Source organism: Methanofastidiosum sp. (genome assembly GCA_020854815.1).
Lineage (GTDB): Archaea > Methanobacteriota_B > Thermococci > Methanofastidiosales > Methanofastidiosaceae > Methanofastidiosum.
In genome coordinates this window covers 12,456-36,133 of record JAHKLW010000021.1, presented here as the reverse complement: position 1 = coordinate 36,133, position 23,678 = coordinate 12,456, and the positions used below count along the sequence as shown (strand labels likewise).

At 45.1% G+C, this 23,678-nt stretch carries 33 protein-coding genes, 1 other RNA gene and 1 pseudogene; 13 read left to right on the top strand and 22 right to left on the bottom strand.

What is annotated here, in order from left to right:
• Positions 1–250: 250 nt before the first annotated feature.
• The 18 genes and pseudogenes from KO464_02395 to KO464_02310 form a co-directional block, all read right to left on the bottom strand.
• Entirely contained in the window at positions 251–553 is a 303-nt protein-coding gene (locus tag KO464_02395; protein ID MCC7572221.1) for a hypothetical protein, read from the bottom strand.
• Positions 550–912: a DUF2958 domain-containing protein gene (locus tag KO464_02390; protein ID MCC7572220.1), complete on the bottom strand. Its 363-nt coding sequence runs from the start codon at positions 910–912 to the stop codon at positions 550–552. The genes KO464_02395 and KO464_02390 overlap by 4 nt, the downstream gene beginning before the upstream one ends.
• 495 nt (positions 913–1,407) lie before the next feature.
• Positions 1,408–1,515, bottom strand: a pseudogene (locus KO464_02385) (type II secretion system GspH family protein).
• Positions 1,516–1,527: 12 nt separating this feature from the next.
• Positions 1,528–3,423 (bottom strand): DEAD/DEAH box helicase, encoded by a 1,896-nt coding sequence (locus KO464_02380; GenBank protein MCC7572219.1) that lies wholly within the window; start codon positions 3,421–3,423, stop codon positions 1,528–1,530.
• The gene (locus KO464_02375; protein ID MCC7572218.1) at positions 3,416–3,739 is read right to left on the bottom strand and encodes a hypothetical protein; all 324 of its coding nucleotides are present in this window, start codon (positions 3,737–3,739) and stop codon (positions 3,416–3,418) included. Before KO464_02375 ends, KO464_02380 begins: the two co-directional genes overlap by 8 nt.
• Before the next feature lie 6 nt (positions 3,740–3,745).
• Positions 3,746–4,051 carry a hypothetical protein gene (locus KO464_02370; protein MCC7572217.1) on the bottom strand — a complete coding sequence of 102 codons (306 nt, stop codon included), beginning with the start codon at positions 4,049–4,051 and terminating at the stop codon, positions 3,746–3,748.
• A 410-nt stretch (positions 4,052–4,461) separates the two neighbouring features.
• Positions 4,462–5,184, bottom strand: a complete 723-nt coding sequence (locus tag KO464_02365; protein MCC7572216.1) for a hypothetical protein — start codon at positions 5,182–5,184, stop codon at positions 4,462–4,464.
• A gap of 14 nt (positions 5,185–5,198) precedes the next feature.
• Positions 5,199–5,567 carry a hypothetical protein gene (locus KO464_02360; GenBank protein ID MCC7572215.1) on the bottom strand — a complete coding sequence of 123 codons (369 nt, stop codon included), beginning with the start codon at positions 5,565–5,567 and terminating at the stop codon, positions 5,199–5,201.
• 750 nt (positions 5,568–6,317) lie between these two features.
• A complete protein-coding gene (locus KO464_02355; protein MCC7572214.1) occupies positions 6,318–7,163 on the bottom strand; it encodes a hypothetical protein in 846 nt (281 codons plus the stop codon).
• 2 nt (positions 7,164–7,165) lie between these two features.
• Positions 7,166–7,705, bottom strand: a complete 540-nt coding sequence (locus tag KO464_02350; protein ID MCC7572213.1) for a hypothetical protein — start codon at positions 7,703–7,705, stop codon at positions 7,166–7,168.
• A gap of 247 nt (positions 7,706–7,952) precedes the next feature.
• On the bottom strand, positions 7,953–8,300 hold the full coding sequence (locus KO464_02345; protein ID MCC7572212.1) for a hypothetical protein: 348 nt from the start codon (positions 8,298–8,300) through the stop codon (positions 7,953–7,955).
• Positions 8,297–8,581: a hypothetical protein gene (locus tag KO464_02340; protein ID MCC7572211.1), complete on the bottom strand. Its 285-nt coding sequence runs from the start codon at positions 8,579–8,581 to the stop codon at positions 8,297–8,299. Before KO464_02340 ends, KO464_02345 begins: the two co-directional genes overlap by 4 nt.
• Positions 8,582–8,876: 295 nt before the next feature.
• Positions 8,877–9,173, bottom strand: a transfer-messenger RNA (tmRNA) gene (gene ssrA / locus KO464_02335).
• A 60-nt stretch (positions 9,174–9,233) separates the two neighbouring features.
• Positions 9,234–9,503: a hypothetical protein gene (locus tag KO464_02330; GenBank protein ID MCC7572210.1), complete on the bottom strand. Its 270-nt coding sequence runs from the start codon at positions 9,501–9,503 to the stop codon at positions 9,234–9,236.
• A 53-nt stretch (positions 9,504–9,556) separates the two neighbouring features.
• Positions 9,557–9,844 (bottom strand): hypothetical protein, encoded by a 288-nt coding sequence (locus KO464_02325; protein ID MCC7572209.1) that lies wholly within the window; start codon positions 9,842–9,844, stop codon positions 9,557–9,559.
• Positions 9,841–10,167 carry a nucleoside triphosphate pyrophosphohydrolase family protein gene (locus KO464_02320; GenBank protein ID MCC7572208.1) on the bottom strand — a complete coding sequence of 109 codons (327 nt, stop codon included), beginning with the start codon at positions 10,165–10,167 and terminating at the stop codon, positions 9,841–9,843. Before KO464_02320 ends, KO464_02325 begins: the two co-directional genes overlap by 4 nt.
• Positions 10,168–10,361: 194 nt before the next feature.
• Positions 10,362–10,868, bottom strand: a complete 507-nt coding sequence (locus KO464_02315; GenBank protein MCC7572207.1) for a hypothetical protein — start codon at positions 10,866–10,868, stop codon at positions 10,362–10,364.
• Positions 10,865–11,314: a hypothetical protein gene (locus KO464_02310; protein MCC7572206.1), complete on the bottom strand. Its 450-nt coding sequence runs from the start codon at positions 11,312–11,314 to the stop codon at positions 10,865–10,867. Before KO464_02310 ends, KO464_02315 begins: the two co-directional genes overlap by 4 nt.
• A gap of 233 nt (positions 11,315–11,547) precedes the next feature.
• On the opposite strand from KO464_02310, the gene KO464_02305 reads away from it, so the two are divergent.
• From KO464_02305 to KO464_02285, 5 genes are all read left to right on the top strand, one after another.
• Positions 11,548–13,653 (top strand): ribonucleoside triphosphate reductase, encoded by a 2,106-nt coding sequence (locus tag KO464_02305; GenBank protein ID MCC7572205.1) that lies wholly within the window; start codon positions 11,548–11,550, stop codon positions 13,651–13,653.
• Between the two features lie 59 nt (positions 13,654–13,712).
• Positions 13,713–14,303, top strand: coding sequence for a hypothetical protein (locus KO464_02300; protein ID MCC7572204.1), 591 nt, complete (start codon positions 13,713–13,715; stop codon positions 14,301–14,303).
• Positions 14,296–14,466, top strand: a complete 171-nt coding sequence (locus KO464_02295) for a hypothetical protein (GenBank protein ID MCC7572203.1) — start codon at positions 14,296–14,298, stop codon at positions 14,464–14,466. The genes KO464_02300 and KO464_02295 overlap by 8 nt, the downstream gene beginning before the upstream one ends.
• 155 nt (positions 14,467–14,621) lie before the next feature.
• Positions 14,622–14,891 (top strand): hypothetical protein, encoded by a 270-nt coding sequence (locus KO464_02290; protein ID MCC7572202.1) that lies wholly within the window; start codon positions 14,622–14,624, stop codon positions 14,889–14,891.
• On the top strand, positions 14,888–15,559 hold the full coding sequence (locus KO464_02285) for a hypothetical protein (protein MCC7572201.1): 672 nt from the start codon (positions 14,888–14,890) through the stop codon (positions 15,557–15,559). The genes KO464_02290 and KO464_02285 overlap by 4 nt, the downstream gene beginning before the upstream one ends.
• Positions 15,560–15,580: 21 nt before the next feature.
• On the opposite strand, the gene KO464_02280 is transcribed toward KO464_02285, so the two are convergent.
• The 4 genes from KO464_02280 to KO464_02265 all read right to left on the bottom strand — a co-directional run bounded on the left by KO464_02280 (position 15,581) and on the right by KO464_02265 (position 16,786).
• The gene (locus KO464_02280; GenBank protein ID MCC7572200.1) at positions 15,581–15,754 is read right to left on the bottom strand and encodes a hypothetical protein; all 174 of its coding nucleotides are present in this window, start codon (positions 15,752–15,754) and stop codon (positions 15,581–15,583) included.
• A 169-nt stretch (positions 15,755–15,923) separates the two neighbouring features.
• Positions 15,924–16,157 (bottom strand): hypothetical protein, encoded by a 234-nt coding sequence (locus KO464_02275; GenBank protein ID MCC7572199.1) that lies wholly within the window; start codon positions 16,155–16,157, stop codon positions 15,924–15,926.
• A 2-nt stretch (positions 16,158–16,159) separates the two neighbouring features.
• On the bottom strand, positions 16,160–16,315 hold the full coding sequence (locus KO464_02270) for a hypothetical protein (protein ID MCC7572198.1): 156 nt from the start codon (positions 16,313–16,315) through the stop codon (positions 16,160–16,162).
• 300 nt (positions 16,316–16,615) lie between these two features.
• Positions 16,616–16,786, bottom strand: a complete 171-nt coding sequence (locus KO464_02265) for a hypothetical protein (GenBank protein ID MCC7572197.1) — start codon at positions 16,784–16,786, stop codon at positions 16,616–16,618.
• A gap of 204 nt (positions 16,787–16,990) precedes the next feature.
• Between KO464_02265 and KO464_02260 the strand changes: the two genes are divergently transcribed.
• The 8 genes from KO464_02260 (at position 16,991) to KO464_02225 (ending at position 23,670) form a co-directional block, all read left to right on the top strand.
• Positions 16,991–18,847, top strand: a complete 1,857-nt coding sequence (locus tag KO464_02260) for a hypothetical protein (GenBank protein MCC7572196.1) — start codon at positions 16,991–16,993, stop codon at positions 18,845–18,847.
• 11 nt (positions 18,848–18,858) lie between these two features.
• Positions 18,859–19,284, top strand: a complete 426-nt coding sequence (locus KO464_02255; protein MCC7572195.1) for a hypothetical protein — start codon at positions 18,859–18,861, stop codon at positions 19,282–19,284.
• Positions 19,285–19,312: 28 nt separating this feature from the next.
• The gene (locus KO464_02250) at positions 19,313–19,675 is read left to right on the top strand and encodes a hypothetical protein (GenBank protein ID MCC7572194.1); all 363 of its coding nucleotides are present in this window, start codon (positions 19,313–19,315) and stop codon (positions 19,673–19,675) included.
• 51 nt (positions 19,676–19,726) lie between these two features.
• Complete coding sequence (locus KO464_02245; GenBank protein MCC7572193.1) at positions 19,727–20,242, top strand: hypothetical protein; 516 nt, start codon at positions 19,727–19,729, stop codon at positions 20,240–20,242.
• A complete protein-coding gene (locus KO464_02240; protein ID MCC7572192.1) occupies positions 20,229–20,789 on the top strand; it encodes a hypothetical protein in 561 nt (186 codons plus the stop codon). Before KO464_02245 ends, KO464_02240 begins: the two co-directional genes overlap by 14 nt.
• A gap of 50 nt (positions 20,790–20,839) precedes the next feature.
• On the top strand, positions 20,840–21,349 hold the full coding sequence (locus tag KO464_02235; GenBank protein MCC7572191.1) for a hypothetical protein: 510 nt from the start codon (positions 20,840–20,842) through the stop codon (positions 21,347–21,349).
• Between the two features lie 83 nt (positions 21,350–21,432).
• The gene (locus KO464_02230; protein ID MCC7572190.1) at positions 21,433–21,633 is read left to right on the top strand and encodes a cold-shock protein; all 201 of its coding nucleotides are present in this window, start codon (positions 21,433–21,435) and stop codon (positions 21,631–21,633) included.
• A 93-nt stretch (positions 21,634–21,726) separates the two neighbouring features.
• On the top strand, positions 21,727–23,670 hold the full coding sequence (locus tag KO464_02225; GenBank protein MCC7572189.1) for a hypothetical protein: 1,944 nt from the start codon (positions 21,727–21,729) through the stop codon (positions 23,668–23,670).
• The last annotated feature ends 8 nt before the right edge of the window (positions 23,671–23,678 follow it).

Genomic DNA, 23,678 nt, shown 5'->3' with positions numbered 1-23,678 from the left:
CTTGGGATCGCATCCTACGGTGCCTATACATTTGCCGGTAACGTAGTGCTCAAAACACTTAGGCTAGTCAAATAGGGCTTTTACAAGCCCCCGGCTTTAGCCGTGGGGTATTTGACTGGAGGGTTTGTAATACCATACCGGGTCCTGAAGATGTCTTGGTTACGGCGTTTTGTGGCAGCTCGCTTTCTGCAGTTGTTTCGTACGCTAGTTAATCCGGTCTCAATCAACTGTAATTCCACACCGTTAATCTTCACGATTCATCCTCAATCTCTTTTTTGATGAGATCGACGTATTCCTGCATAATGTTTATTAGTACAGTATCGGTCTCCTCAATATCAAAGGGTCCTTTTATCTGGGGAAAAAGTGCTCCCGCAACAGCATCGCCGAAGATTGCGGAAGCCGTTGAGTACTTGTTTACAATTTCTAGCCACTCGTTAATGGACCTTACCCCCAGTTCCGAGTGCTTTGACTCCAGAAACTCTACAGCTCTGTCGGGATCTAAGTCAGCAGCCTCACAAAAGGCTTTGTATAGTTTTGTCTGTTCCCTAATCACTGAGAACCCTCCTTCAGTTTGGAGAATAATTTTGGGGTAAACAAGAGGTCTCTCTCTATCTTCAGTCCAAAAGCAAGTGACGTTGTTTCAAGCTCCTCGATGGAGAAGTCACCCCATTCGTTTTCAAAGCCTTCCACGTAGCCGAAGGCAACTCTGTTTTCAGGATCATATGCTGCCACATACCAGGTCCAGTTACTTACGGGGCTAAACAGCTTAACCCAGAGCATCATCTTTTCCGCAGGTAGAAAACTTACCTCAGCGATGGGTGGTATGTATTCTTCCATTTCTACTGGTATAAGGATATAGGCATTCTTGGAAAACAAGGTAAGCCAATCTTTTGGAATTTCCTTTACGGGCATTGAAGTCCTCCTTTCTCAATAGAGAGCACCTAACTTAACGTACCTGTTAAGTTGGGTGCCCGGGGGTGAGATCAATCAATAAACGTCAAATTTGTACAGATACACGAGCATTGGGAGCTCGCTTGAATCCAAGTCACCCAGCTTCACCAGGTTATCCTGATAATCCATAAAATAATCTTTTAGTGGATGGCCGGTCTCAGGATCTTCCACGTATTCAGCTGTAGATAGCATTTCTTTTGCTATCTTTGGGTCACAAGGGTCGTTGGAAAATACTCCAACATAAACGAGGCCTTTCTGGATGGAGTACCAGATACCGTAGTGTTTTGGGTCCACGTCCCGACCCAAGTGTTTGATATCCTCAGGATTCTCGAGGAAGAGGTCTTCTCCACGTAAGATCATAGGAGTGCCTTCCTTATTTCCAGTACCGTTTATTAGAGCAGCGTTTTGTACCGCTTTGGCCAGTGTCGAGATGTACTGAACCATGATGGTGGTGTGTGCCTTTTTCACCGCATTCAGTGCCACAGGTGTAATCGTGGCGATCAGGGCTGCTATGACAGCCAACACTATCAGTAGTTCCACCAGTGAAAATCCTTTTTTTCTCATCGAATTACCTCCTTAAAATAACTTGGCCTGTATGGCCTCTGTAGTTTTTTGTCTTTTCTTTCTTATTTCCGAAATTACCTGTCTTGCAACCGTACGCATATCGCCATCGGTTGCTTTAGAAACAATCCTCTGTTTGTTCTTGAGGACGTTCCACACCATTTCGTCAACGGTGTTTGCTCCCAGCAAGTACCAGACGTTAACGGGATTCAGTTGCCCTATTCTATGAGCCCTATCCTCGGCTTGTTCGTGATCTGCAGGAGTCCAGCCGAGTTCCAGGAAAGCTACGTTAGAAGCCGCTGTAAGATTTAGCCCCACCCCTCCGGCTTTTATGGACATCACCAGCATCTTGCACTTGGGATCTGTCTGGAACTGATCCACATACTCCTGGCGTTTCTCCATAGGGGTGTCTCCGTTGATTACAGGTACATCATATTTAGCTCTGAGAAGTTCGGCTCCCAGCTTATGCCAAACAAATACCAGTAACTTTTCGTCTGAGTCCAGCACTGAGTCTATCCAATCGTAGACAAGAGGCATTTTCAGTTTCAAAGTCTCTTGTTTTAGCTTCGATATCTCGGTGAGTGACAGGGAGAATTTCTCGTTGCTTGTTATCTCTTCGTTTCCTTCTATTTCGTCTATCTGGTACAGGAAGTCATCTTCTAGTTTTCTGTACTTATTCTCGGTAACTTCCAGTGGAACCACGGCGATTCTCTTGGGTGGGAGGTCCTTAAGAACCTCGGCCTTTGTCCTTCTCACAAAACACGTTCCTCTAAGCTGTCGGTTCAGCTGTTCAAGATTTCGAGCACCTGTGTAGACAACATCCTGTTGTTCACCCGTTTCCGGGTCAAAGTAGGGATTGTCGAGGTAAGTTGCACAGTAATTGTTAAGGTAGGGCCAGAAACCACCCATATGCTCCAGTCTGTCTATTATCGCTAGTTGAGAGACCAGCTCTATTGGTCTGCTGAGAATAGGCGTACCGGATAAGGCAAACTTGTGCCGGATCTTCCACGCTATCTCTTTTGCAGCCTTTGTTCTTTGGGCTTTATAGTTCTTGAGATAGTGGGACTCGTCAAAAATGATTCCCTGAGCGTTAAGGGCCAATAATTCCTTTTTCTTCTTCTTAAGAATGTCGTAGTTTATAACCACGACGCTGGTTTTCGGACAAGGTTTAGTCGTGCTCCAAATACTAACCGTTCTCGTGGGCAAGGCTCTTTCTACTTCTCTTAACCAGTTGATCTTCAGAGATGCTGGGCACACAACTATTAAAGGAAATGCTTGTAACTGATGTATCGCTGCTAATGACTGGATAGTCTTACCAGTACCCATCTGATCAGCTATTATGCAGGATTTTGAGCTAACTGCATATTTAACACCGGCCCTCTGAAAAGGCAGCAATTCGAGACCAAATCCCGGTTTTAGCTTTATATCTGCGTCTGTCGCACAGCTTGCCTGTACCCAGAGGTCAAGCATTTCTTCCCTTGCTGCTATCATCATAAGGGCTTCTTGTGTAAGGGCCGTATCGTAGCGGGATATCTCTAACAGATAATCGACGTTGTGCTCCGTAATGGGAAAAGCCCAGACCTTTTCTCCGGGAACCCACCTGGCGCCTAGTAGGTTTTCTTTAAGCTCTTTTATGAAATCGGCATCATAGTCAAATGATATGCAAAGCCCAGTACCATAGAGATCCACTCTCTTTCTGTCTGGTCTCCAGGTAGAGGGAGGATTTTCAATATCCTCAAAAGCTATCCCCACTCTGTTCAGGCTTTTTTCGTTTCCCTTCAGTAGGGCATAGGCAATTTTCTTGTCGTAACCGGTCCAGTCGTTGTTGCGCAGGCGCTCCAATAGAAAGGATCTTCCCCAAGGCTTTAGGTTGTCGGCTATTTTATTAACAGCTTCGGGTATGCTAATCACTAACATCACTACCTACTTCTAGGGGAGGCAGCTTGGCTGAATAGTGCTGAAAATCGTTCCAGCAGCCAGCAGGCGCTCCGCTTTTGACCATATCATATAGCCACGCTGTAAACCTTAAACCTTCTTTTACAGCCTGTTTGTTATTCAATTCGTCCCCTTCGTGAGAAGGGAAACTTATCCCTTCGATTACGTGAGATAAGTGTTCATTGATCTCTCCATAGATTTGAATGTAATTTTCAAACCCTATATGGTCAAAGTAGAGCTTAGAGTACTTGTTGAGGTCAAAGATAAAACCGTTACTAGCTCTGTAAATCATAAAAGGTCACTCCTCTCCCCAATAGGGTTGAAACCTCTTGCTGTAGTTAGGATGTTCAAAAGCCTCCTGACGATCCATTCTTTTTACCAGGTTGTTTGAGAACACTCTTCTGCCTTTGGTTACTGTGATAACAGGTACAAATATCGAAGTCAGGTCTGTTTTTCCACAAGGGGGCCTCTTTTCCTTTTTCTCCTTGTCATAGGCTGCGAAGAAGGGAAGTAGAAGTGCAATTAGCAGGCGTCTATTCATTTCCTTCCTTTTTATAGCTTCCAGGTTGTTGTTTCTTACAGGTGTAATTGTAGTGTTTTCCAAAGTGTCGCACCTCCTTCAGGTTAGTTATAGCTAATTTCGACACATCTCTGCCGTTGAAAAGTAATAGGGCTACCACCTAAGTAGTAGCCCTTTGGCTGATCTTTCCCTGGGGAGCCACCCCACAAATACAAGGAGGATAGGATCCACGGACTCCTTGGTCCGGGATATCCGGGAGTCGCTATAATGCGGGCTCAAGGGAGGTGAGTCTTTTGCAGTACCTGTAGTCTCCCAGATACAGGGTTACCATCCTTCTGTTCTGCCCCCCTAAAAAGGGACCTGTCTGCTCTGGCAGGATTTGAACCTGCACGAACGTTCGGAGTATAACGTTCTAGCGAGTTTTTTACGGTGTTCACTCACCGAGCTCCGAGCTGGACGACGTAAACTTCCAGCTGAACCTTTAACGTTCTAACCTATCGGCCACGATAGCGTCTACCAATTCCGCCACAGAGCAGATGCATATGTATCAAATACAGCTTCAATCTTCCTTTAACTTTTCGTACCACAACATCTCCCAGCAGACCGTTACGGGCATAGTACACGGCTGCATCCATAGCGTTCTTACTTTTTCTATAAGGAGCCAGGGTCGGCAGCCTAGCTACCATCTCCTTGGGGGAGATGCCTGGATTTGCTTTCACTATCCTTTGTACGTTGGTTCTCCATTCTTTCCACGGAGTCCAGCGGTTGCCTGCAGTAGAGCCTGCAATGTTTTTCTTCATCTTGGGATGCAAACTCGCAAGGAGTTTCTTGATAGTCTTATCCCGAACATCCCTGAAGAGGTCTGGCTTACGAACCTCTATTACTTGACTCCTGCCGGTCTTTACCATAAAGACCCCGATACCGTATGAGTTAAGTACCGTATTCACGGCAATGCTGGTTATGGCAGGTTTCGAGGTCTTCGGCATAGGTACAGCAATGGAGACGTAGTGGGTCTTAAAGTGACGGTCAATTGCCTGGTCTAGGAGCTGCAGTGATAGACATCGTTTCAGCTCGACCACCCAGATTTTGTTGTCCTTTACCGCCAGGATATCGGCAACCCCCGAACCACAGGGGACTTCTTTGTACACGTCCCAACCACAGGCCTCCAGGTGCTCCGTGATAGGAGCGGCAAGATCCGTCTCTTTCAGTCTCCCCACTGTCTACTCTCTCCTTAGGCTCTGATTATCAGTTCAACGTCTTCGTTCTTCAGCCTCATAAAATACTGAAGAATGTCTGTATAGACCAGGTACCAGTCACCTTTGAACGCAAACTTACACAATTTCTCGATATTAAGAACGAGATCCACTTCATCAAATATCGTTCCCAAAATCTCGTAGTCCTTCATTCCGTTGGCAGGCTTGTTTCCCATCTCCAACCACCGCTCCAGGTGTTCCTTGACCGAATCCTGTCTGTACTTGATCTCAAAGTGGTTGTCGATGTAGGCGGAACAGATCCCTTTTGTAGAGGCTGCCTGTCTCAACAAAAGCACGATGTTGTTCAACCTCGTCATAATGCTGAGACGATCCTTCTTCTCTTCCATCACACACGCTCCTTCGCACGAATTGAACAGCCCCACATTTGGGCTATTCTCACGCAAAGACTAGCATAGGAGAGAAAGGGTCCGCCGTTGAGTTTGCTATTAAATGCTTTATACCAAAGATTTTGCTTGGTTTTTAGAGAAGAGGGTACGTTTTGCGTACGGTACCAAATGCGTACTGTTATACTAAGGAACCGCATAATTAAAGCGTACCGGTACGAAATACGTAACCCTTGGGTGATAAGATTAACGGAAGCGATTGAAAGCATAGTATTACACAAAAAAACGGTCGAATCTCAGAGAGCTACTCGGCCGTTGTGTGTTTGGCTATAGATCTTTTTGTTTATGCGTAAAACACAGGAACCGGAACGCTTGTTAGCTAGGAAAGAGTGGAAGTTAATTGGAGTAAAGTTGGAAAACCTTGTTTCCGGTTTCGCCCTTATCCTCAAACAAGACATATGTTCCCTTTGGGGGAGGTCCTTTTTTGAACTCATTGTGGGAAAGCACAACTACCTCCCCATTATCAGGAGTAATCTGCAGTATGCGGGTATAGGGTTCGGGGGTGTTCCACAAGTGCCGCTACGCTTTATCGTGTCACGGAAAAACGGGTAAGTGTTTTACAGTATCTGTTTCTTCCTTATACAGCAACTTACCAAGTCTTCCTCAGCACTCATCTAATAATCTCATTCTCATTTTTTAACCTTCTTATGGTTCATATTCCCAAGGAATATAGAAAAGCTTTTCTAGTTCGTATCAGCCTCCCATACGACCCTTAATTTCTACGTAGAAGTCTTCGGGGTTTCCCTTGGAGTAAAAAGACTTTACTTCAACAAACTCTTCCCCCTCTATTTCAAACAGTTTTTCCTTCCCCGCAAATCCACAGTAAACCCCCTCTGCGTAAACCATAGGGTTGGGGAAACTGGGTATTCTGAAGAGTGTCCATCCGGAGCGTTCTGTACAGTTTAGAGGAATGTTATTGCCAGCTGGACTGGTGTCGGTCAGAAATGCTTTTATCTTTGCAAGGGCCTGAGCGTTGATCGGTTGCATATGTGGGTACTTCGGTGTCTTTAGGGTCGAAAAGATGATGCGAGCAAGGCCGTTTTTCATCCTCCTCTTTGCTAATTCCGCAGTTTCCATTTCAATAAACAAGTCATAGAGAGTCTTTATCTCATTGTCGGGAACTGCCGCAAGTCTCTGCATTTCTAATAGTCTTTTGAATAGAAAGAACTTACTTCTTGATATATGGGTATCGAAAAGGTAGATGTTGTAGAACATTCCTTCTTCGCTGCAATCCTCCCCAAAAACTTCTACAGCGGACTTAGGCCTTCCGTCTTCTTCGTAGTAGTAAACGACGAAGGTTATCTGTTCTACATACGTCTTTATCTCTTCGGGTTTAGTCAGATTGTCGGGTATAACCTCCCGTGTAGTGTACTCAGATTCCCAGGATTCTTCGTCAAAGTCTGTTCCATTGTTCATTAGAGTCTGACGAAAAGGTTGTGAAACTCTCAAAAACCCACTAAAAGGGATTTTCTTCATTAAGGCTTCAAAAAACTCGTCAATTTCATTAATGCCCGTCTTTTTTAGCGGTATTAGTTCCATTCTTATCCCTCCATATTTTTTCTAAGTATTCCGTTTATTATGTGCCCCAAGCCGTTCTTGTCAGCCAGCCTGACCCACTGCTGGGTATAGTATGCCTTAAAAGCGTCGTACAGGTTTTCTATTCCCTCATTCGGATCTACCGCCAGTCTGTGTATGCCCAGCAGCATACGTAACAAAAGGTATTCTCCCTGAGATACGGATTTTCCAAAGAAATAAACGGGGACATCTGGGCCTCCCACTACTTCTATTGCAGAAATTCTAATGTTCTCCTCATTTCTATAGGTGTAACGAATGTGCAAAAGTTTTACCAAAAGCGTTTGGGCCAGGGCGTCGTCTATACGGTCAGGTATTGTATCTGTCGGGGATGTAGTGTACTCATAAAACCACTCTCTTTTTTTGAAGTCTTTTCCCTTTTCTGTAAGTATTTGTGATAGGGGACAGCCGTAATGTTTGCATCCTAGAAACTTTGTGGGTTTTATCATAGCTTCCAGGAAAAGGTCTAAATCCTCGATTCCAGTCTTCGAAAATGAAAATAATTCCACTACTTACACCTCCCACAGTATTTTATCAAATATGTTACTTTTTACAAAAAACGTAGGCAGCACCCAACAACAGAACCTTCGGCAATGTCCTTAATAATTGCCCATTGTTCTGTTAGAAAACAAGGTCCTTGCTGTTGTTGGTGTGTTATCCCCAGAGGTAGGGATAGATGGAAGGGCTGAACAGTTCCTGTATTTGCTTGTGCAGTTCGGCCCTTTTCTCCTCTTAAAGCGTGGTGTACTCCTCGTCTTAGGCCGCCCCGTCAATAGACCAGACTTGAAAGTCGTCTTGTGCATCATCTGTAATAATCCATAAAGCGTAAGTATCTAAAGGTCCTGCGACAATGAGCCGGTAGATTGCTTTATCTTCCTTCCCCACAGTCTCTTTATCATACCTATAGTCATAAACAACCAGAAGGCCATCATCTGCCATCTGCTTTATTCGGTTGTGTAAAACCTTACCCCCATCTCTGAGGTAGCTGTGGCCAAACCCTTCCAGGATTGCATATGCCCTTTGCCTGGAATGCTCGTCAATACTCTCTAATGCGGTTCTGTGTACCGTTTTTAATAGGAAATTTATTGCTTCTCTCTCTGTCATACCTTATCCCTCCTCTTAAAGCGTGGTGTACTCCTCGCCAAACTCCTCGAATAGCCAGAGCATAACTGCCCATCTATCGAAGGAATCAGCGTCTCCATAAACCGAACGTAGCCTTCTATTTCTTCTTTGTTTTCATCAAGCCACGCTTTGGGGATCGTTTTATAGGCTGCCGTCCACCCATCTTCTCTATCAAGTACAGCGACAATGGCCGGTTCGAGTTCTTCATTGTCCCAATTTTTTCTCTCCTCGCGAATCAGTTGAATCAGTTTTTTCTTAGTCATCCTCTTCCCCTCCTTTAGGCAATCAATTTCCTTCTGTCGGCTTTCAATATGGAACTCTACGGTGTGTATCGATAAGGTGATTATACTCTCGCACATCGTTGAATAAGGCCAGATTCGGAGTTTGTGCTCTCATTTCTTGTGTGAGGGTTTTCGAGTTGCGTGGTAACCATAGTGGTATGGAAACGACAATAGATCTGACAGTTTATTTAGCAAATAGCGCACCCTCATCGCCTTCTTAAAAAAAATGGGTGCCCTATTGGGACACCCTTGCCAATAACGCTTGCCTGCTGCAAACTGGTGGAGATGCCGGGAGTCGAACCCGGGTCCGAAGCTATTTCCATCTATGTTTCTACACGCTTAGCCCTTAGGCGGGCGACCTTTTGACGGGAAGTACATTGTGTGGGCAGTACCTCTGCCCAAGGACCTTTTCTATGACCCGCTGTCCGCTATAAAAAGGCTAAGTTCACGGGCGGGTGGCAGCTAAGCTACCATTGGCAATGGATCGGCATTTCTGGGTTGCTCCCTGTTACATCCGGAAGCCCGATGGCGTGCTGCATAGATTTCCAAGCCCCGTCGAAACCTTATCATCCCCAGAACAATAGTAACAAGCGGCAGGGAGACCCTGCCGTCAGCTTATAAAAGAAAACACTCTCTACGCATAATCTACCTTCTTGAACATCTCCACATACTCTGTCAGGTGTTTGGGGGGTTCATAGGTTTTATCATTAAACCAGGAGTTTATGATTGCTTTTGTTAAAGCATAGCTATCCCCCCGCTCTCCCAGAAACTTTTCAAGATCCTCTTCCGATACTCCTCCAGAACTAAGGACGTGCTTAGACCTCTCAAGGAGCTCTTTTTCGACTTCAGAAACTATTTCCTTTATCTGTTTCTCTATGAGTTCATATGCCTGTTTTTTGTCCATAAGAACCTCCTTCAATCAGAAAAAACCGGCAGATAAGCTGTGTTGTCGGTTATCTACAGACACTGTAGGTTTCCCCTTCCTTGGGAGGGAAACGGGGTTTTCTTGGGGAGGGAAACGGGGGTTTCTTGGGGAGAGAAATGGGGTTTTCTTGGGGAGGGATCAGGTGTTGTGTCCTCATAGGCGCTGCCCTCTCCTTTAGTTTCACAACATTTAGCCCCAGGAAGAGGAATAGAGTTCTTATCGGGACTAAGAATCTCCCCACAATAAGCACACTTCCAGGAGGAGCCCTCAACACTGCTGTACGAATACTTTCCACATTTATCACACTTACGTTTTATCATACGTTTCTATGTATACTCCTTTCAGAAGTGAAACCTTCCGGGTAGCGTTCCTTCAGTTTATTGATGTTCTTTTCGGCAACTTCTTCCAGTTGAATGCCTAGAGCTGTGCAAGCCTGCGCCACATACCACAAGACGTCGCCTACCTCTTTAATTGCTTTGTCCCTGTCGAAGGGGTGGTCGTGGAACAAATGTTTCTTCACCAGTTCTGCAAATTCTCCTGACTCACCTGCGAGGCCGAGTGCCGCTACAAGCAGAGCCCTCTCCCCAGATTCTCTTTCTCTAGCTGTTCTGTAAGCCAATCTGTGATATTCATTCAGTGTCAAAGAAGTAACCTCCTAGCTAAAATTGTGATTATTGTTATGGGCCATAATAGTGATAAAATCGCTCCTATGACAATTATTTTCAGCACAGTGTCTTTTATCATCACGGATTCCCACTCCTTGTACAACCAAAGTACAAGGTACAGTACAAAACAAAGCATTCCTATCGTGTACAGAATCAGACCTAGTACCATTTCTTACCTCCTAATGAGTAGCAGCTCGGCCTCCACATTGCCCCTAGTTTCTGGATGGAGTAACATTGAATCCTTGTGTTTCTCATACCACTCGAGGGTGTTGTCTCCATAACCTTGAGCCCTGCCTGCGCCCCTCCAATCCGCTATCATTTCTTTCCAATAACAGTCCGGCATAGGAGAAACTTTTGGGGTGCGAGCAACCCCTTGCTCACTTGTGGTAACCCAGTACTGCCAGTGGTGGGGATTTCTCTTTATGTGTAGTTGCCACGCCTTATCAAAAGCGGGATCTTGTACTGTATCTGCCTGCTTTATGTAACCTCCAGCTATCACTTTGTTCTTTCGGATATAGAAGTGCTTCATATAGGGAAAGAACTCCGAAGGTAAGAACTTAGAAAAGTCGTGTGTAAACCCCCTCCAGGGAATCCCTGCTTTACAACACTCTACAAAGACGTAGTATTTGTGCCGTAAAAGGTAGAGCAGGTACTTGAAAAAGGCACAGATATACATCATATCCGTCCTGGAAACCCTTTGGATACTATGATCAGTGTTTCTATTGCACCAGTATCTTCTTCTTCAAAAATATCGAAGGGCTCCCAGACCTCCTCTTCCCCGGGAACTCTATAGGTAGCCTTTCTGGCTTTTTCGTAGAGCTCCACGAATTCTTTAAATATAGAGTTGTGCGCTTTCCCTAGGGTAAAGGTGAAAAAGACGTTGGAAAGGGTTTTGATTAGTATGCTGGGACCTACAATAGAAACAGAGCTACCCTTGCCTATAGCTTCGTTTGCTGCTTTGAACAACTCTTCGGCCTTAGCCACCGCTCTGTCTCCGTTGTAGAAAACAGTGGAACCCTGTTCTCCATTTGTAAGAATCATTGATGTGCCGGATTTAGGCAAGTCAATAAATTCATAGAAATATCTGCACTTTTTGGTTTCTACAGTTACCTGTAAAAGCATCATAGTAACACCTCCTGTAAATGGACATTACCCTACTTTACAAAAAACAACACCTTTTCTGCAGATGGAAAGTACGTGCCAGACAGCAGGGGAATAGATACACACTCATAAATGATTAGTACCAATGTTTCTTAAATTTTTCACCTGCACAAACACGGGAGAAGGGACTAACATACAATAACCCCCAAATCGGGGGTTCTCTTACCGGGTTCTCTTACCATTATGGAGGTGTGTGTATGTTGAAAGTTATTAAGCGTAATGGAGATGTAGTGCCCTTCTCCCTTGAAAAGATTATTTCTGCCGTTGAACGTGGTTTCCTTGCTACAAATAAACCTCAAACAGTTGAGATTCTCGAGAAGATTGCATTAAGGGCTTCAGCTAAGTTGAAGAAACCGCTGGTAGCAATAGAAGAAATACAAGACGCAGTAGAGGCAACTCTTATGGAACTTGGATATGAAACAGTCGCCAAAGCCTATATTCTCTACAGACAGCAGAGGGCGAGACTGAGGGACTGGAACAGCACGATGCTTAACTTCACTCAGACAATGGAAGCATATCTGGACCGTTCAGACTGGAGGGTAAAAGAAAATTCGACAGTAAACTACTCCCTGGGTGGACTGATACTTCACAGTAGTGGCACCCTAACGGCCAATTACTGGCTTAAGGAAATTTACGATCCAGAGATTGCGGCTGCTCACAGGAACGGAGATTTCCACATACACGACCTTTCTATGTTGTCCGGATACTGCGCCGGCTGGTCCCTGGAACAACTCATAAAGGAGGGTTTGGGAGGGGTAGAAGGTCGTATAACGTCAGCACCCTCCAGGCACCTATCCACTCTTACCAATCAAATGGTTAACTTTCTAGGCATAATGCAGAACGAATGGGCCGGGGCCCAGGCCTTTTCATCTTTTGATACCTACCTTGCCCCCTTTGTGAAGACAGACAATCTGGGATTTAAGGAAACCAAGCAGGCTATACAATCTTTCATATACGGAGTAAACACCCCTTCAAGATGGGGTACTCAGGCGCCTTTTACCAACGTCACGATGGACTGGGTAGTGCCCGAGAGACTTAGAAATGTTGCCGCAATAGTGGGAGGTGAGCTTCAGAACTTTACGTACGGTGCCTGCCAAAAAGAAATGGATATCGTAAACCGTGCCTTTATAGAGATAATGCTGGAAGGAGATGCTAAAGGCAGGGGTTTTCAATACCCAATACCCACGTACAACATAACTAAGGACTTTGACTGGGAAAACGAAAATGTTCCCATATTGTTTGAGATGACTGCAAAGTATGGTACTCCTTATTTTCAAAACTTCGTTAACTCCGACCTCAATCCCGATGATGTAAGAAGTATGTGTTGTAGATTGCAGTTGGACAAGAGAGAGCTTCGCAGACGTGGTGGAGGCCTCTTCGGTTCCGACGAATTTACTGGATCTATTGGAGTAGTAACTCTAAACCTGCCAAGAATAGCATTTACCAGCATAAACGAAGAAGAGTTTTTTAAGAAGCTAGACCGTCTTATGGAACTTGCATCTCGTAGTCTCGAGATTAAGAGAAAGGTCATAATTCAACTATATGAAGAAGGATTGTATCCCTACACCAGAAGGTATTTAACTAACCTTGATAACCACTTTTCCACAATTGGTCTTGTAGGGCTTAACGAAGCTTGTCTCAATGCGAAATGGATAGCTGAACCTTTGTATGGTGAATCCGGAAGATACTTTGGCCTTCGTGTACTGGATCATATGAGAAAGAGGATAGCAGACTTTCAGGAAGAAACTGATAACCTCTATAACCTTGAAGCCACCCCAGCAGAATCTACAGCGTTTCGCTTAGCTAGAATCGATAAGAAGCTTTACCCTGCTATTTTTACTGCAGGAGAGGGTGCCCCTTATTACACTAACTCTTCTCATTTACCGGTTAACTATACAGAAGACATATTTAGTGCGTTGGAGTTTCAGGAAGCCTTCCAGACAAAATACACAGGGGGTACGGTCTTTCATACATTTCTTGGAGAAAAAGTTTCTGATTGGGAGACCTGCAGAGATTTAGTAAAGAAGATAGCTCTTAACTTCAGAATACCCTACTTTACTATCTCCCCTACGTATTCTGTGTGTTCTAATCACGGCTATTTAACCGGTGAAGTTTTCAAATGCCCTTATTGTGGCAGCGAGACCGAAGTGTATTCAAGGATCACAGGTTACTACAGACCAATTAAGAACTGGAATGATGGGAAGCAGGAAGAGTTCAAGGAGAGGCGTACCTATTTACCGCAAATGGAAGCTGGTCCCCGTCAAAAAGAGGTTTCCAGCGATAGCCTTTACCTATCTCTATGAGTTCTGCTTAACGGCAGAGTTTTCACGAAAAGGGTAAGGTTCTATCAGGAGGTGATTCTGTGGTTTTCGGGAAGATGTACGAAGTGTTGATAGCCGGTATTGAGGTACCAAGACTACTGGCCTCTGGTCTCTACTCCTATGCAGGAGCGGAAGCTGACAGTGCTCTGGGAGAAGAGACTCTTATGATAGTGGTACCGTCAGAGACCGATGACCCCACGACTACAATCGCCAATCCGGAAATAAAGGATAAAGTGCAGGCGTTGTCAGACGAAATGAAGTTTCAATCCCGCAAGGAATCTAAAAGAGCCGTTGAGTTAGGGGTTTTTGCAGCAGGAATACTAGAGGGCTTATCTGAACGTCTGGAGCAGGTGCTGACACAGTATATAAATTCCTGGGGTGGTGTAAGGCTAAACCAGGAGGTCAGTGAGACCTCTACTCCGAGGGTTACACTGCTTTCAATGGTTCTATGTGTTACGGTTTCTGAAACTATAAACGAAATCGCTAGGATGCTCAGTTGTGAACAGCTCCCCTTGTCGTTAAAAACGCCGCTGGAGCACATAAAAAAATCTTTAAGCCACCTCCTGGACACACTTTACAGAGTACAAACAGAGATTTACTGTAAAAATGCAGGAGGGATAGAAGATGCTTAGTGCTCCTGTTATAGAACTGCGGGCGCTTCCACACTCCGTCAATATAATAATTGCAGACACTACCGGAAGGATAACCCCGGAAAAAGTTGGAATGGTCGCCCACAAAATTCTTGCACCTCACATAGTTCCCAATATAACGGAGCTTGTTGCAGCTGTTATGTGAGACTTTAGGAGGTCATTACCGTGAGTTCTCTGTATTACAGAAACGCTGATGGAGAGATACTGGACATAAAAGCCCTCCGTTCAGTTCACAGGGGCCGTTATGGAGGGAACCCCGCAGTAGTCGGTATTCCTGTATCCGGGGTGTGTGAAGACGTGGTGATTATAGAGAAGTTTTCACCTTTGTTCCCGGAGCGACCCTATATTTTTTTGAACTGGGTATGGGCGCTTTTGAGTACCAGAGAAAGACAAGGCACGTGTTCTTATGAAGAGTTTGAGGAGTACGCTAGCGGAAAGAAATTAAGACTGGTAACCTGCGATGTTTGTGGCTGCTCAGTACCCATTACAAAGACTTATCGAGATTGCGAAGGTAATTTTTTATGTCCTTATTGTAAAGCAGACAAGGATAAGGGAAGTGAGACAAGATGAACTTTACACCCAAAGAGTTGTTTGAAGAGCCGAACCTTATAAACCCCTTGTATATAATCCAGGAAGCCGAAAGGCTGCTAGGCGCCAGTCTTGATGTTTCAGAACCTGTAACTACTATGGAGTACCTATTAGGGCAACGAAACTACAGAGTACACCCTAAGGTAAAAGAAAAGCTGCACGCTTTCATTACCTTAGGTTCTATTCCCTCTCTAACAGAGTGGCAGGTCTTTGAGCTGGTGGCCAATACAGTCATTGACGGGGAATACCTCGAAACGCAGAGACCCCCTTCTTTTATTGAAACGGTACTAACCCTAGACTTACTTACGATTAAACTGGCTCCTATAGCCGTTAAAGACAGTTTATCCGAAGAAGTGAAGAGGTACATAGGCACCGTATGGAAGTTTCGCGGGGGGCTCGTATTTCCCAAGGACTACGCTTTTCTGGATGAATATATCTTTGCCACACCTTCCGGTACCAAACTGAAACCCGAGCAGGAAAGAGCGAGAAAGATAGCCGATAAGTTTATCAGCGCAAAGTATCCCTTAAGTGCTTTCAAGGAGACAACAGACGGCGTTCTCGCTGCCAGGATCCAGATGCTTGAAGAAGGCAGGAAGATGTTTAGGATAGAACACTACATATCCAAAGACCTTTTCTTTAACATACCCTAGGGTAAAAAAAAAGAAGCGGGGCTACACGCCCCACTTCTTCCTTGCCTTTCCGGGGTTCTTCGATTGCTTATGAAGAACATCCCGGATGAAGAGAGAAACAGGCATCTGCTTCTCTCTTGCTTCCTCATAGAAGGCCTCAGCTTCCTGGAAGCTGGGGCCTTGGTATAGGGTCTTCAGACCCACTACTTTGAACATTATACCTACCTCCTTTTGGAAGTATCCCCCACCGGGGACGTGTTTTGGCGGGGTTTGTTGATTATCACCTTCATAAGTACTTTCATTACAACCTCCTTTCCCGAAGCAACAACACGCTTGCCTCGGGAAAAGAGAAAGAGGTGCGGGTTGCCCCACACCTCTTATTCTTTTACTCGTTGAGGTCGAAGGGCACGACCTCAGTTGCCGTCTTCCTGGCCTTTACAAACTTTCCGGCCAAGATTCCTCCAATAAATCCAGCAGCCACAAGTCCGGCTGCCTTGAGTCCCTTAATTACCTTTTCCTTTCTCTCTGGGGACACCGGTGTCCCTCCTTCCTTCACAGAATTTTGTGGTGCTTTTGGTTTGGCTTCTTTAACTTTCTTTACCTGCTCTGTTGCTGGCATTCTCATACCCCTCCGTTCTTCCCAGACCCAGAAGGATCTTCACCCTTCCGGATCTGATGCAGGGTTATCCCTGCACCGATTGTGGTAGTTAAACCTATCACTAATGTAGCGATAGTCTTAACTACAAAATTCATAGACTTGATTTTTTCAGTAGTCATCTCTACACCTCCTCGTATGAAGGTTCTGTTCCCAGAACCCTCATAAAAAGAGAGGGAGCACAGGGGCTCCCTCAGATAACAACATCTTTTCTTTAGGGGGTTTTCTTTCCTATGTGTTTTATACCAATATATATACCTTTTTTTACCCAAAATTGGCTTAAAAAGCGGGTTTTAAGTTGTTTATTCTGCAGTGTTTGTACTACTGTTCTTAAAACTATCAAGGATAAAGAATAAAAGAACAAGGTGTAGGCCCCTGTTCTTTCAATTTTAAGGCTCTCTAACCACATAAACAGGAGGGGCCTAGCCCTCCTGTCCTTCCCCCTCCTCTTCCTGAGCCTCTTCGCTTTCAGGTTTGTGGACGACTGCCAGTGCAGCCCCAACAATAGCAGCGAAAGCGCCTACGACACCTCCACCTATTAAAGCCCACTTCCCTACCTTCTTCCAATTAATATTTTCGGTGCTGGTTTCCATTTGTACACCTCCTGGAGTTTAAGTTAGGTACCTTGGTTATGTATACCAATACAATCAATATTTTTCAAAATACAGTTAACTAAATGCTTTTATTAGTCACCATCTGCAGATATAATCAAAGTGTAGAAAATTACTTGATTTTTTTGTCGGCATAACTTTTTGTAAACCTGTACGATATAGGTGTGTTGACTTGGAGGTGCTTCAATGAACTTAAATGAATACTACTCAGGATACCGTACAAAAGCTAGTGACCCTTTTTTTAACCTGGCTGCTATGCACACACCCAGTGATTACAAAACGCTGCTTAGATATGCTAAATACTTCTACGCAACGGAACCTTTAGTATCGGATATAGTGTTTAAGAAAGCGGAATACCCAATAACTTCTCTTCTGATAAAGACCGCTAACTCTGCAGTAAAAGCAGCTTACGAAAGTGTTTTTGAAGAGATGCAGTTGCGGGAAAACCTCGTAGAAATAGGAATCAACTACTATATATTCGGGGTAGTATTCGCCACCTTATATGAGCCCTTTAGGCGTACTTACACTTGTAGTGTCTGTGGGAGTGTTGTTGAGCCCGAAGGGAACCAGAACCCTGCAGACGATATGGACAAGGCAAACTGGGATATTCGTTCAAAAAGCTTGTACATTTACTGTCCTAACTGCAAGGTAAAACAAAAGGCAAACTACTCCGAAGAAAAGATAACAACTTCAAACGATTTCAGACTACATTTATGGGATCCTCTGTACATAGAAGATGAATACAACCCTTTATCCGAGCGGCACACTTTCGTTTACACCATACCCAAAAAAGTACTTAACGATATCAGAACAAAGGCAAGGTTCTTGAAGGAAGTGCCTAAGACCTTTCTTGAAGTTGCGCTCCAGGACAAAGCGGCTGTACGTTTCAACGAAGACAAGATAATTTTTCTGAAAAGGCCTTCATACGCCGACGATCTAAATGGCCTGGGGATCCCTCCCGTATTTCATATAGCTAATTCTCTGTATCATATGGGTTTACTGAAAAAAGCTAACGACTTTATTGCAGCAGACCACCTCAAACCGTATAGATACTTCACCCCCGCTATGGTACAGGGCTCCCCCTACCCACCACAAATGCCCGCATTTCCAAATATGGGCAATATGGCTTCCAGTTTTGCAACCCAGATTCAGAGGTGGCGTAATGATCCTAATGAAATAGCCTTTTTCCCCATACCTTTGCAACAAAACTCTATTGGTGGGGATGGCAGGCCCCTTATGGTGCATCAGGAGCTCCAGATAACGGAGAATGAGATTATCTCCGGATTACAGGTTCCTCAGGAATTCGTAAAGGGAGGCCTTAGTTGGTCGGGATCTTCTGTGTCGCTAAGAATGCTCGAAAATCACTTTATCAATTATCGGGGGTTTCTCTCCAGAGTAATTAAGAGAGTGGCAAAGCGAATTTCCCTTACAAAAGATCTGCCAGAAGTGGAGGTAGGTTTGCAGGAGTTCAAAATGGCAGATGACGCCGAACGCAAGAGATACTATATGGAGCTTAATGGAAGACAGAAGTTATCCGATGAAACTCTTATGGAAGAGCTCGGCTTAAACCCGGAAACCGAGTTTAACAAGATGCTGAAAGATGCTAAACGAAATGCACAGCTGCTTGCCGAAAACACAATATGGCAACAGCTCGCTCAGCTAAGAGCTGAAGCCACACTTCAGACTGAAGCAATGCCTTCAACGATTGATATTTCCAATAAAGAGATACCCGGCTTCCTTATGGAGGCTCTAATGGAGTCTACGAGTCCGGACGATCTTTTGGAAACTCCCAGTATGCAAGAATTTCTTGGCTGGATGCAAACTCTAACACCTTCAGATTTCAAGGCCGCTCTTATGACCTTAAAGGAGCAGTTTCCTGTAGTCTACAGTTTACTCCTAGGTATTTTGCCAACACCTCGACAGTTTGAACAATTGAGCCCGGATGTAGAAGAACAGAAACCGGAGGTTCCAGAGGAAGAAAAGCCGGCAGAACCTTTACCAGAAAGACGCCCGCCACGCCGCAAGACCGGTCAGCAGATATAGGGGGTTAGCAGATGAACAAGAAATCCGTAAACAGGAAACCCGCCACAATTGTAAATACGTATAAGACCAACCCGGAAAGTAAAAAATACTTGCCCAGAGTGGAGGTTTTCGACTTCGCTTTTGAGGTCGACCGCTCAAAGTACGCCTGGATTCATAGCCACCCGAACATAGTTGTGGGCTCGGAAACCGGAACCTTTGACAAAACAGGCTGTTACCACTTAGTCAGTTTTATTGAAATAGAAGCGACAAAGTACACGGAAGTATGTAAAAAACTCTCCCAGACAGAGTTTAGCCCTTTCGAGTTTGTACCTAAATCGGAAGCGACTGCAAGCAACAACAAGTCATCGGAAAATAAAACAGAGCAGGATGCTATTGAAGATGAGGTCAAGCTAAATGAAGCCGATATATTGGACGACATAACTGAGGACAATAGGTAGCAGTTCCTGCATTACAGGAGGTGTGTATATGGCATTTGCGGAAATAGTCGACAAAGCTTTGATGTTATTTGATCTGATTTTTGGATTCACAAAGTGGTGGCCAACCTTGAAGATTGGGATACAGAACGTGATTATCCTGATAGAGGGTAGCGTTGTGGCTACTGAAGAGGGAACCCTTGTACCGGATAAGCAGAAGAACGCTCTTCTGCAGCTTAAAACTCTTATGGACGCACAGAACATCAAGATTCCTGAATGGGTCTACACGATTGTAGTTCCTATGGCTATTAACCTGCTTGTCGCAGCCCTGAACAAGTACCTGGGAAAGAACTGGTTCACTAAACTGGATGATGACGACATAAATGAAGCCTCAAGAACAGCAGCCCTTGTTTAACTAAACCGCCCCCGTTTCCCGGGGGCATTTCCCTGAAAAGGAGGACTAAGTATGTGCCTAGCTGATGTAGGAGTTCTCCTATTTGACGGCCTCTGGGGAACAGACAGGTTGCTTTTTCTATTCCTGGTAGGTGTCGTTAATGTGATATATGCGGTTGTTCGTACCCCTACACCTCTTGGGGAAGTTAACCCGGTTAAAGGCCATTTAAGAGCCCTCGCCGTTAAGGATGCACTAAAACTACTGGTTTCTGAACTTGTCCTTTTACTGGCTGTTAGGGCAGCTATGGTCTTTTTGCCACAGGGTGCTGGGGAACCTACATTGAATATAGTGTGTTATGTACTTTTTACCACACTGTTCCTGACCATAATAAACCACCTTACAGTTGACCTGGAGGCCCTGTCTACCCGGGGTAATTACGTGGGGGGCATTTTGAAGGTCATCAAGGTGTTGACCTCCTTTATGTTGTCGAAGCAGGATAAAGCCTTGTCTGAAGTGTTGAAGAAGGAAACGGAAGCCGTGACAGAATCAAAAAAAGTAAAGGCAGGTGGCACTGATGCAGACAGGTAACCTGGTACCTGAGATGAGCACCTTTGCGTTGGTAATAGGAGGTTTGATAGTTGTTAGCATATTTTTAGCCTATGTGGTCTGGTGGCTCCGCTTTTCCCGAAGATCGGTGTTTTATAACCTGAGGTTGCTGGATTCCCTAATGACAATTCGTCATCAGCGGATCATTCAAAGATTCAACGGAGGCCCCGAGTACACTGTAATGACCGTTACTCTCGATAACCTGATTGTACTTATCTACAAACTGTTGGGAGCCTATAAGGGGCCGGAAGTGGGTAAGTATAGGGTGAAGGCAATGCTTACTACAGAGATACTTGACCACTACAATGCGACTAAAGCCGCTATGGAACTCTATGATCTTGACGAAAAGTTTTGTGAGTACTTTCTAACCGCTTATAAACGTATGCTTCAGGATTTTGGACTGAAGATGACAGAAGTAGTGTTTTCGGCGCATAACCCCAAAGAACTCGTCGGGTCTATAACCCCGATAGCGCTAGATACGCTCACAGAAATGGAGGCGTTTTTCGAAGATACAGCAAGGAGGCTTTGATGCGGCATAAAGTTGTGACCTATGTAAGTTTCAGATGTATATGCAAAACCTTGACAAGAGACGAAGTGTATCCGTATATTCAGGAACAGTATCCTAGAGCCTCCATATCTATTACAGACGAGCAGTCCTTTTCTGTACTGAATAAGGATCCTGAACCCCTGTTCACTGCTCATTTAGTTTCGCATTTAGAAGACCCGGACAGAGTCCACGTTCTCTATGTTCCACTGGAAGACACTCAACTAGCCAGCGGTCTTAAGGTCTATCAGACTCAGGATCTGGTCTTTCCTCTGATTGTTGCAGGCGGTGTCTGTGATTCCGTCCAGGAGTTGAGGGCAATGTTTTCTGTGTTTGAGAACGAAATAAGAACCGGAAGAGAGATAGTTAGGAGTTGGGAATTCATACAGCTTAAACAGTGGTACCCTACAGGAACCAGTCTGCTTATGTTAGCTGCGCTAAAAGAGAACACTATTCATTTAAATACACCCACAACCCACGAAGACAGCCTCCGGGTCCTTAACAGACTAAGCGCTAGGAACCTGGAGATACAACAGGGAGTTTAAGAGGCAAATATATCATCATTTTAGGTAAGTCTGAGGGATAAAACCTCAGAAACAACTCAGACGAAAACAGGAGGTTTTAGTGTATGACTGGAACAGTAAAGTGGTTTAACGGTACAAAAGGATTTGGCTTTGTGACAACAGACGACGGTCAAGATGCTTTCGTGCATTACTCCCAAATAGATATGTCTGGTTTCAAGGTATTGGAAGAAAACGAAAGAGTCAGTTTCGACCTTGTAGACACCCCTAAGGGGTTGCAGGCCAAATCCGTAAAACGAATTAAGTAATCTTAAAGCTCTGGGATCCACCAGAGCTTTTGCTCTTATACTCTCCGGCAGCGTTTTTACAATCCTCTTATACTCTTCTCAGGAGGTGCGTAGATGCTGTTTAGAGTACAGATATTTCACAAAACACATACAGAGGCCCCAGAAGCGCTTACCCTCCCCTTCGAGCAGGCTACGGTAAGACTGGAACTTAACAGTGCTTCTGTTACTTATACCTTCAGCCCCCGGCCTGAGCTTATGTTGCTGCCCCCGGGCACAAGGTTTGTGTTGCAGTTCAAAGATGAAATAGACGGTGAATGGAAGGCTGCAGTAGACTCTTACCTCATAAGTACTCCATTCAGGATGAGCCCCTCCCTTTACGTAAGTATAGAAACACAGGTTCCCTTGAACTGGGCGCTAGAGACTCAGTCACGTTTCTCTATACTGTTCTTGACAGCAGGGGCACTGAGACCGGCAAATCTCGGTCCTGAATTTGAGCTCTACGGGCAGGAGGTCCCCAACAATCTGAATGATATAGAACAGCAGCCCTCCCTATTCACTCTCCTTGACAGCGCAGCTCAGAGCAGAGAGTTTGGCGGGGTAAGTACTACCCGGGTAAATGATTCCTCGATGCTGTTTGCGTTGGTAAAACATTTTGTCAATGTAACCTCTTCTGGGAAGGCCTTAGAAAACAGGCATAAGGTACTGCAACGCTTTGGGGTAATGCCTTCTGCCGGCCAGTGGATACTGGAGTATGGGCTGCGGCCCAAGCACACAGAGATGGCCATCAGCCAAAACCTCGGAGGAGGCCCCGTGACCTTGGGATCGCTTATCAACTCCATTGCGGGAACTGCGGGCTTCAGTATGTACCCACAATTCGGGTTTAAGGAGAATGAGCTTAACGGGGTATCTTTTCTAACGCAGTATCTGTTATTACCCACAACATACACCACACAGGCACCGTTAAGTAACGTTATATTCCCTCACGATATACAAGCATTTGAGATGTACCCTAAATTTGATACCCCGACAAGACTGTTGGGATATATGACAGCCGCTCTGGATCCCTCAGGTATGGCGTGGCCTGTGGTGTTTGCCAAACAGGCAAGCACCAAGGATGTGAATACACCCTCTCCCGGAGAGTCTTCTAAGAGACTGGAACTTTCGGCCTTAGAAGAACTCACAGGTATAAGGGCTTACGAAACTTCGTTTCCCGTAAATTCAATGGTTGCTAAGGATATTGCGGGCGGCGACGCGAACTTCTATAACTCTGCAGATCCCTTTGGTCTGGTGCACAAGAGCAGAATAACACTGCAGGAAGCAAGAGTTTCCCAGCAGTACTCAAAGATAATAGCCGACTTCAATCCTTATGCAATAGTGGGAGCTCCGGGAATAGTTATGGTTTCTGGGTTGCCTTACCGGGGTGAAGTTAGGGCAGTTACCCACCAGTTGGACACCCGTTCGGGAGCTTTCACAACTACATATACGATGACAGGGGTTAAGCTGCTGCCCGTAAAGACTACCGACGCTTTTGAGATTTGTGACGGTATGGGGGGACACCTGCAGGACGATATGATTGATAAGATTTACCACGACAGCTTTGGTACAGTTACCCCCTTGGGGTTGGATAATTATACGTCTCCTTTCTGGACACAGGAAACCCGCAGCAATATAGATGACTTTTCAGGCCGCAGAAACATACTAATACAACTGCTGGAATACATAGGAAGACAGCCGGAAGCGACTGCCAAAGCCCTTACTAGACGTTTAAGATACAGACCGTTGGCTTCGATAGACAAATACAAGGAAATAATACTACCGCAAAACCTGGAGGACTTACCGCACTCGACAGTGGCGGATGAAGTAGCGGCTACCCTTATAACCCTGCTACAGAAGAGTGAAAGGGGCCAAATAACTCAGAAGAATATAGCGGATCGTGCAACTGCAGCACTGCAGACCCTTGAACAGCTTAAAGGACAGGGGGATTATGCCCCTCTGCTGGACTTGCTACTGGGTGAGTATGGGATTCTTGCTACAAAACTTACTATGAAAGCGGAATAGGAGGCTAT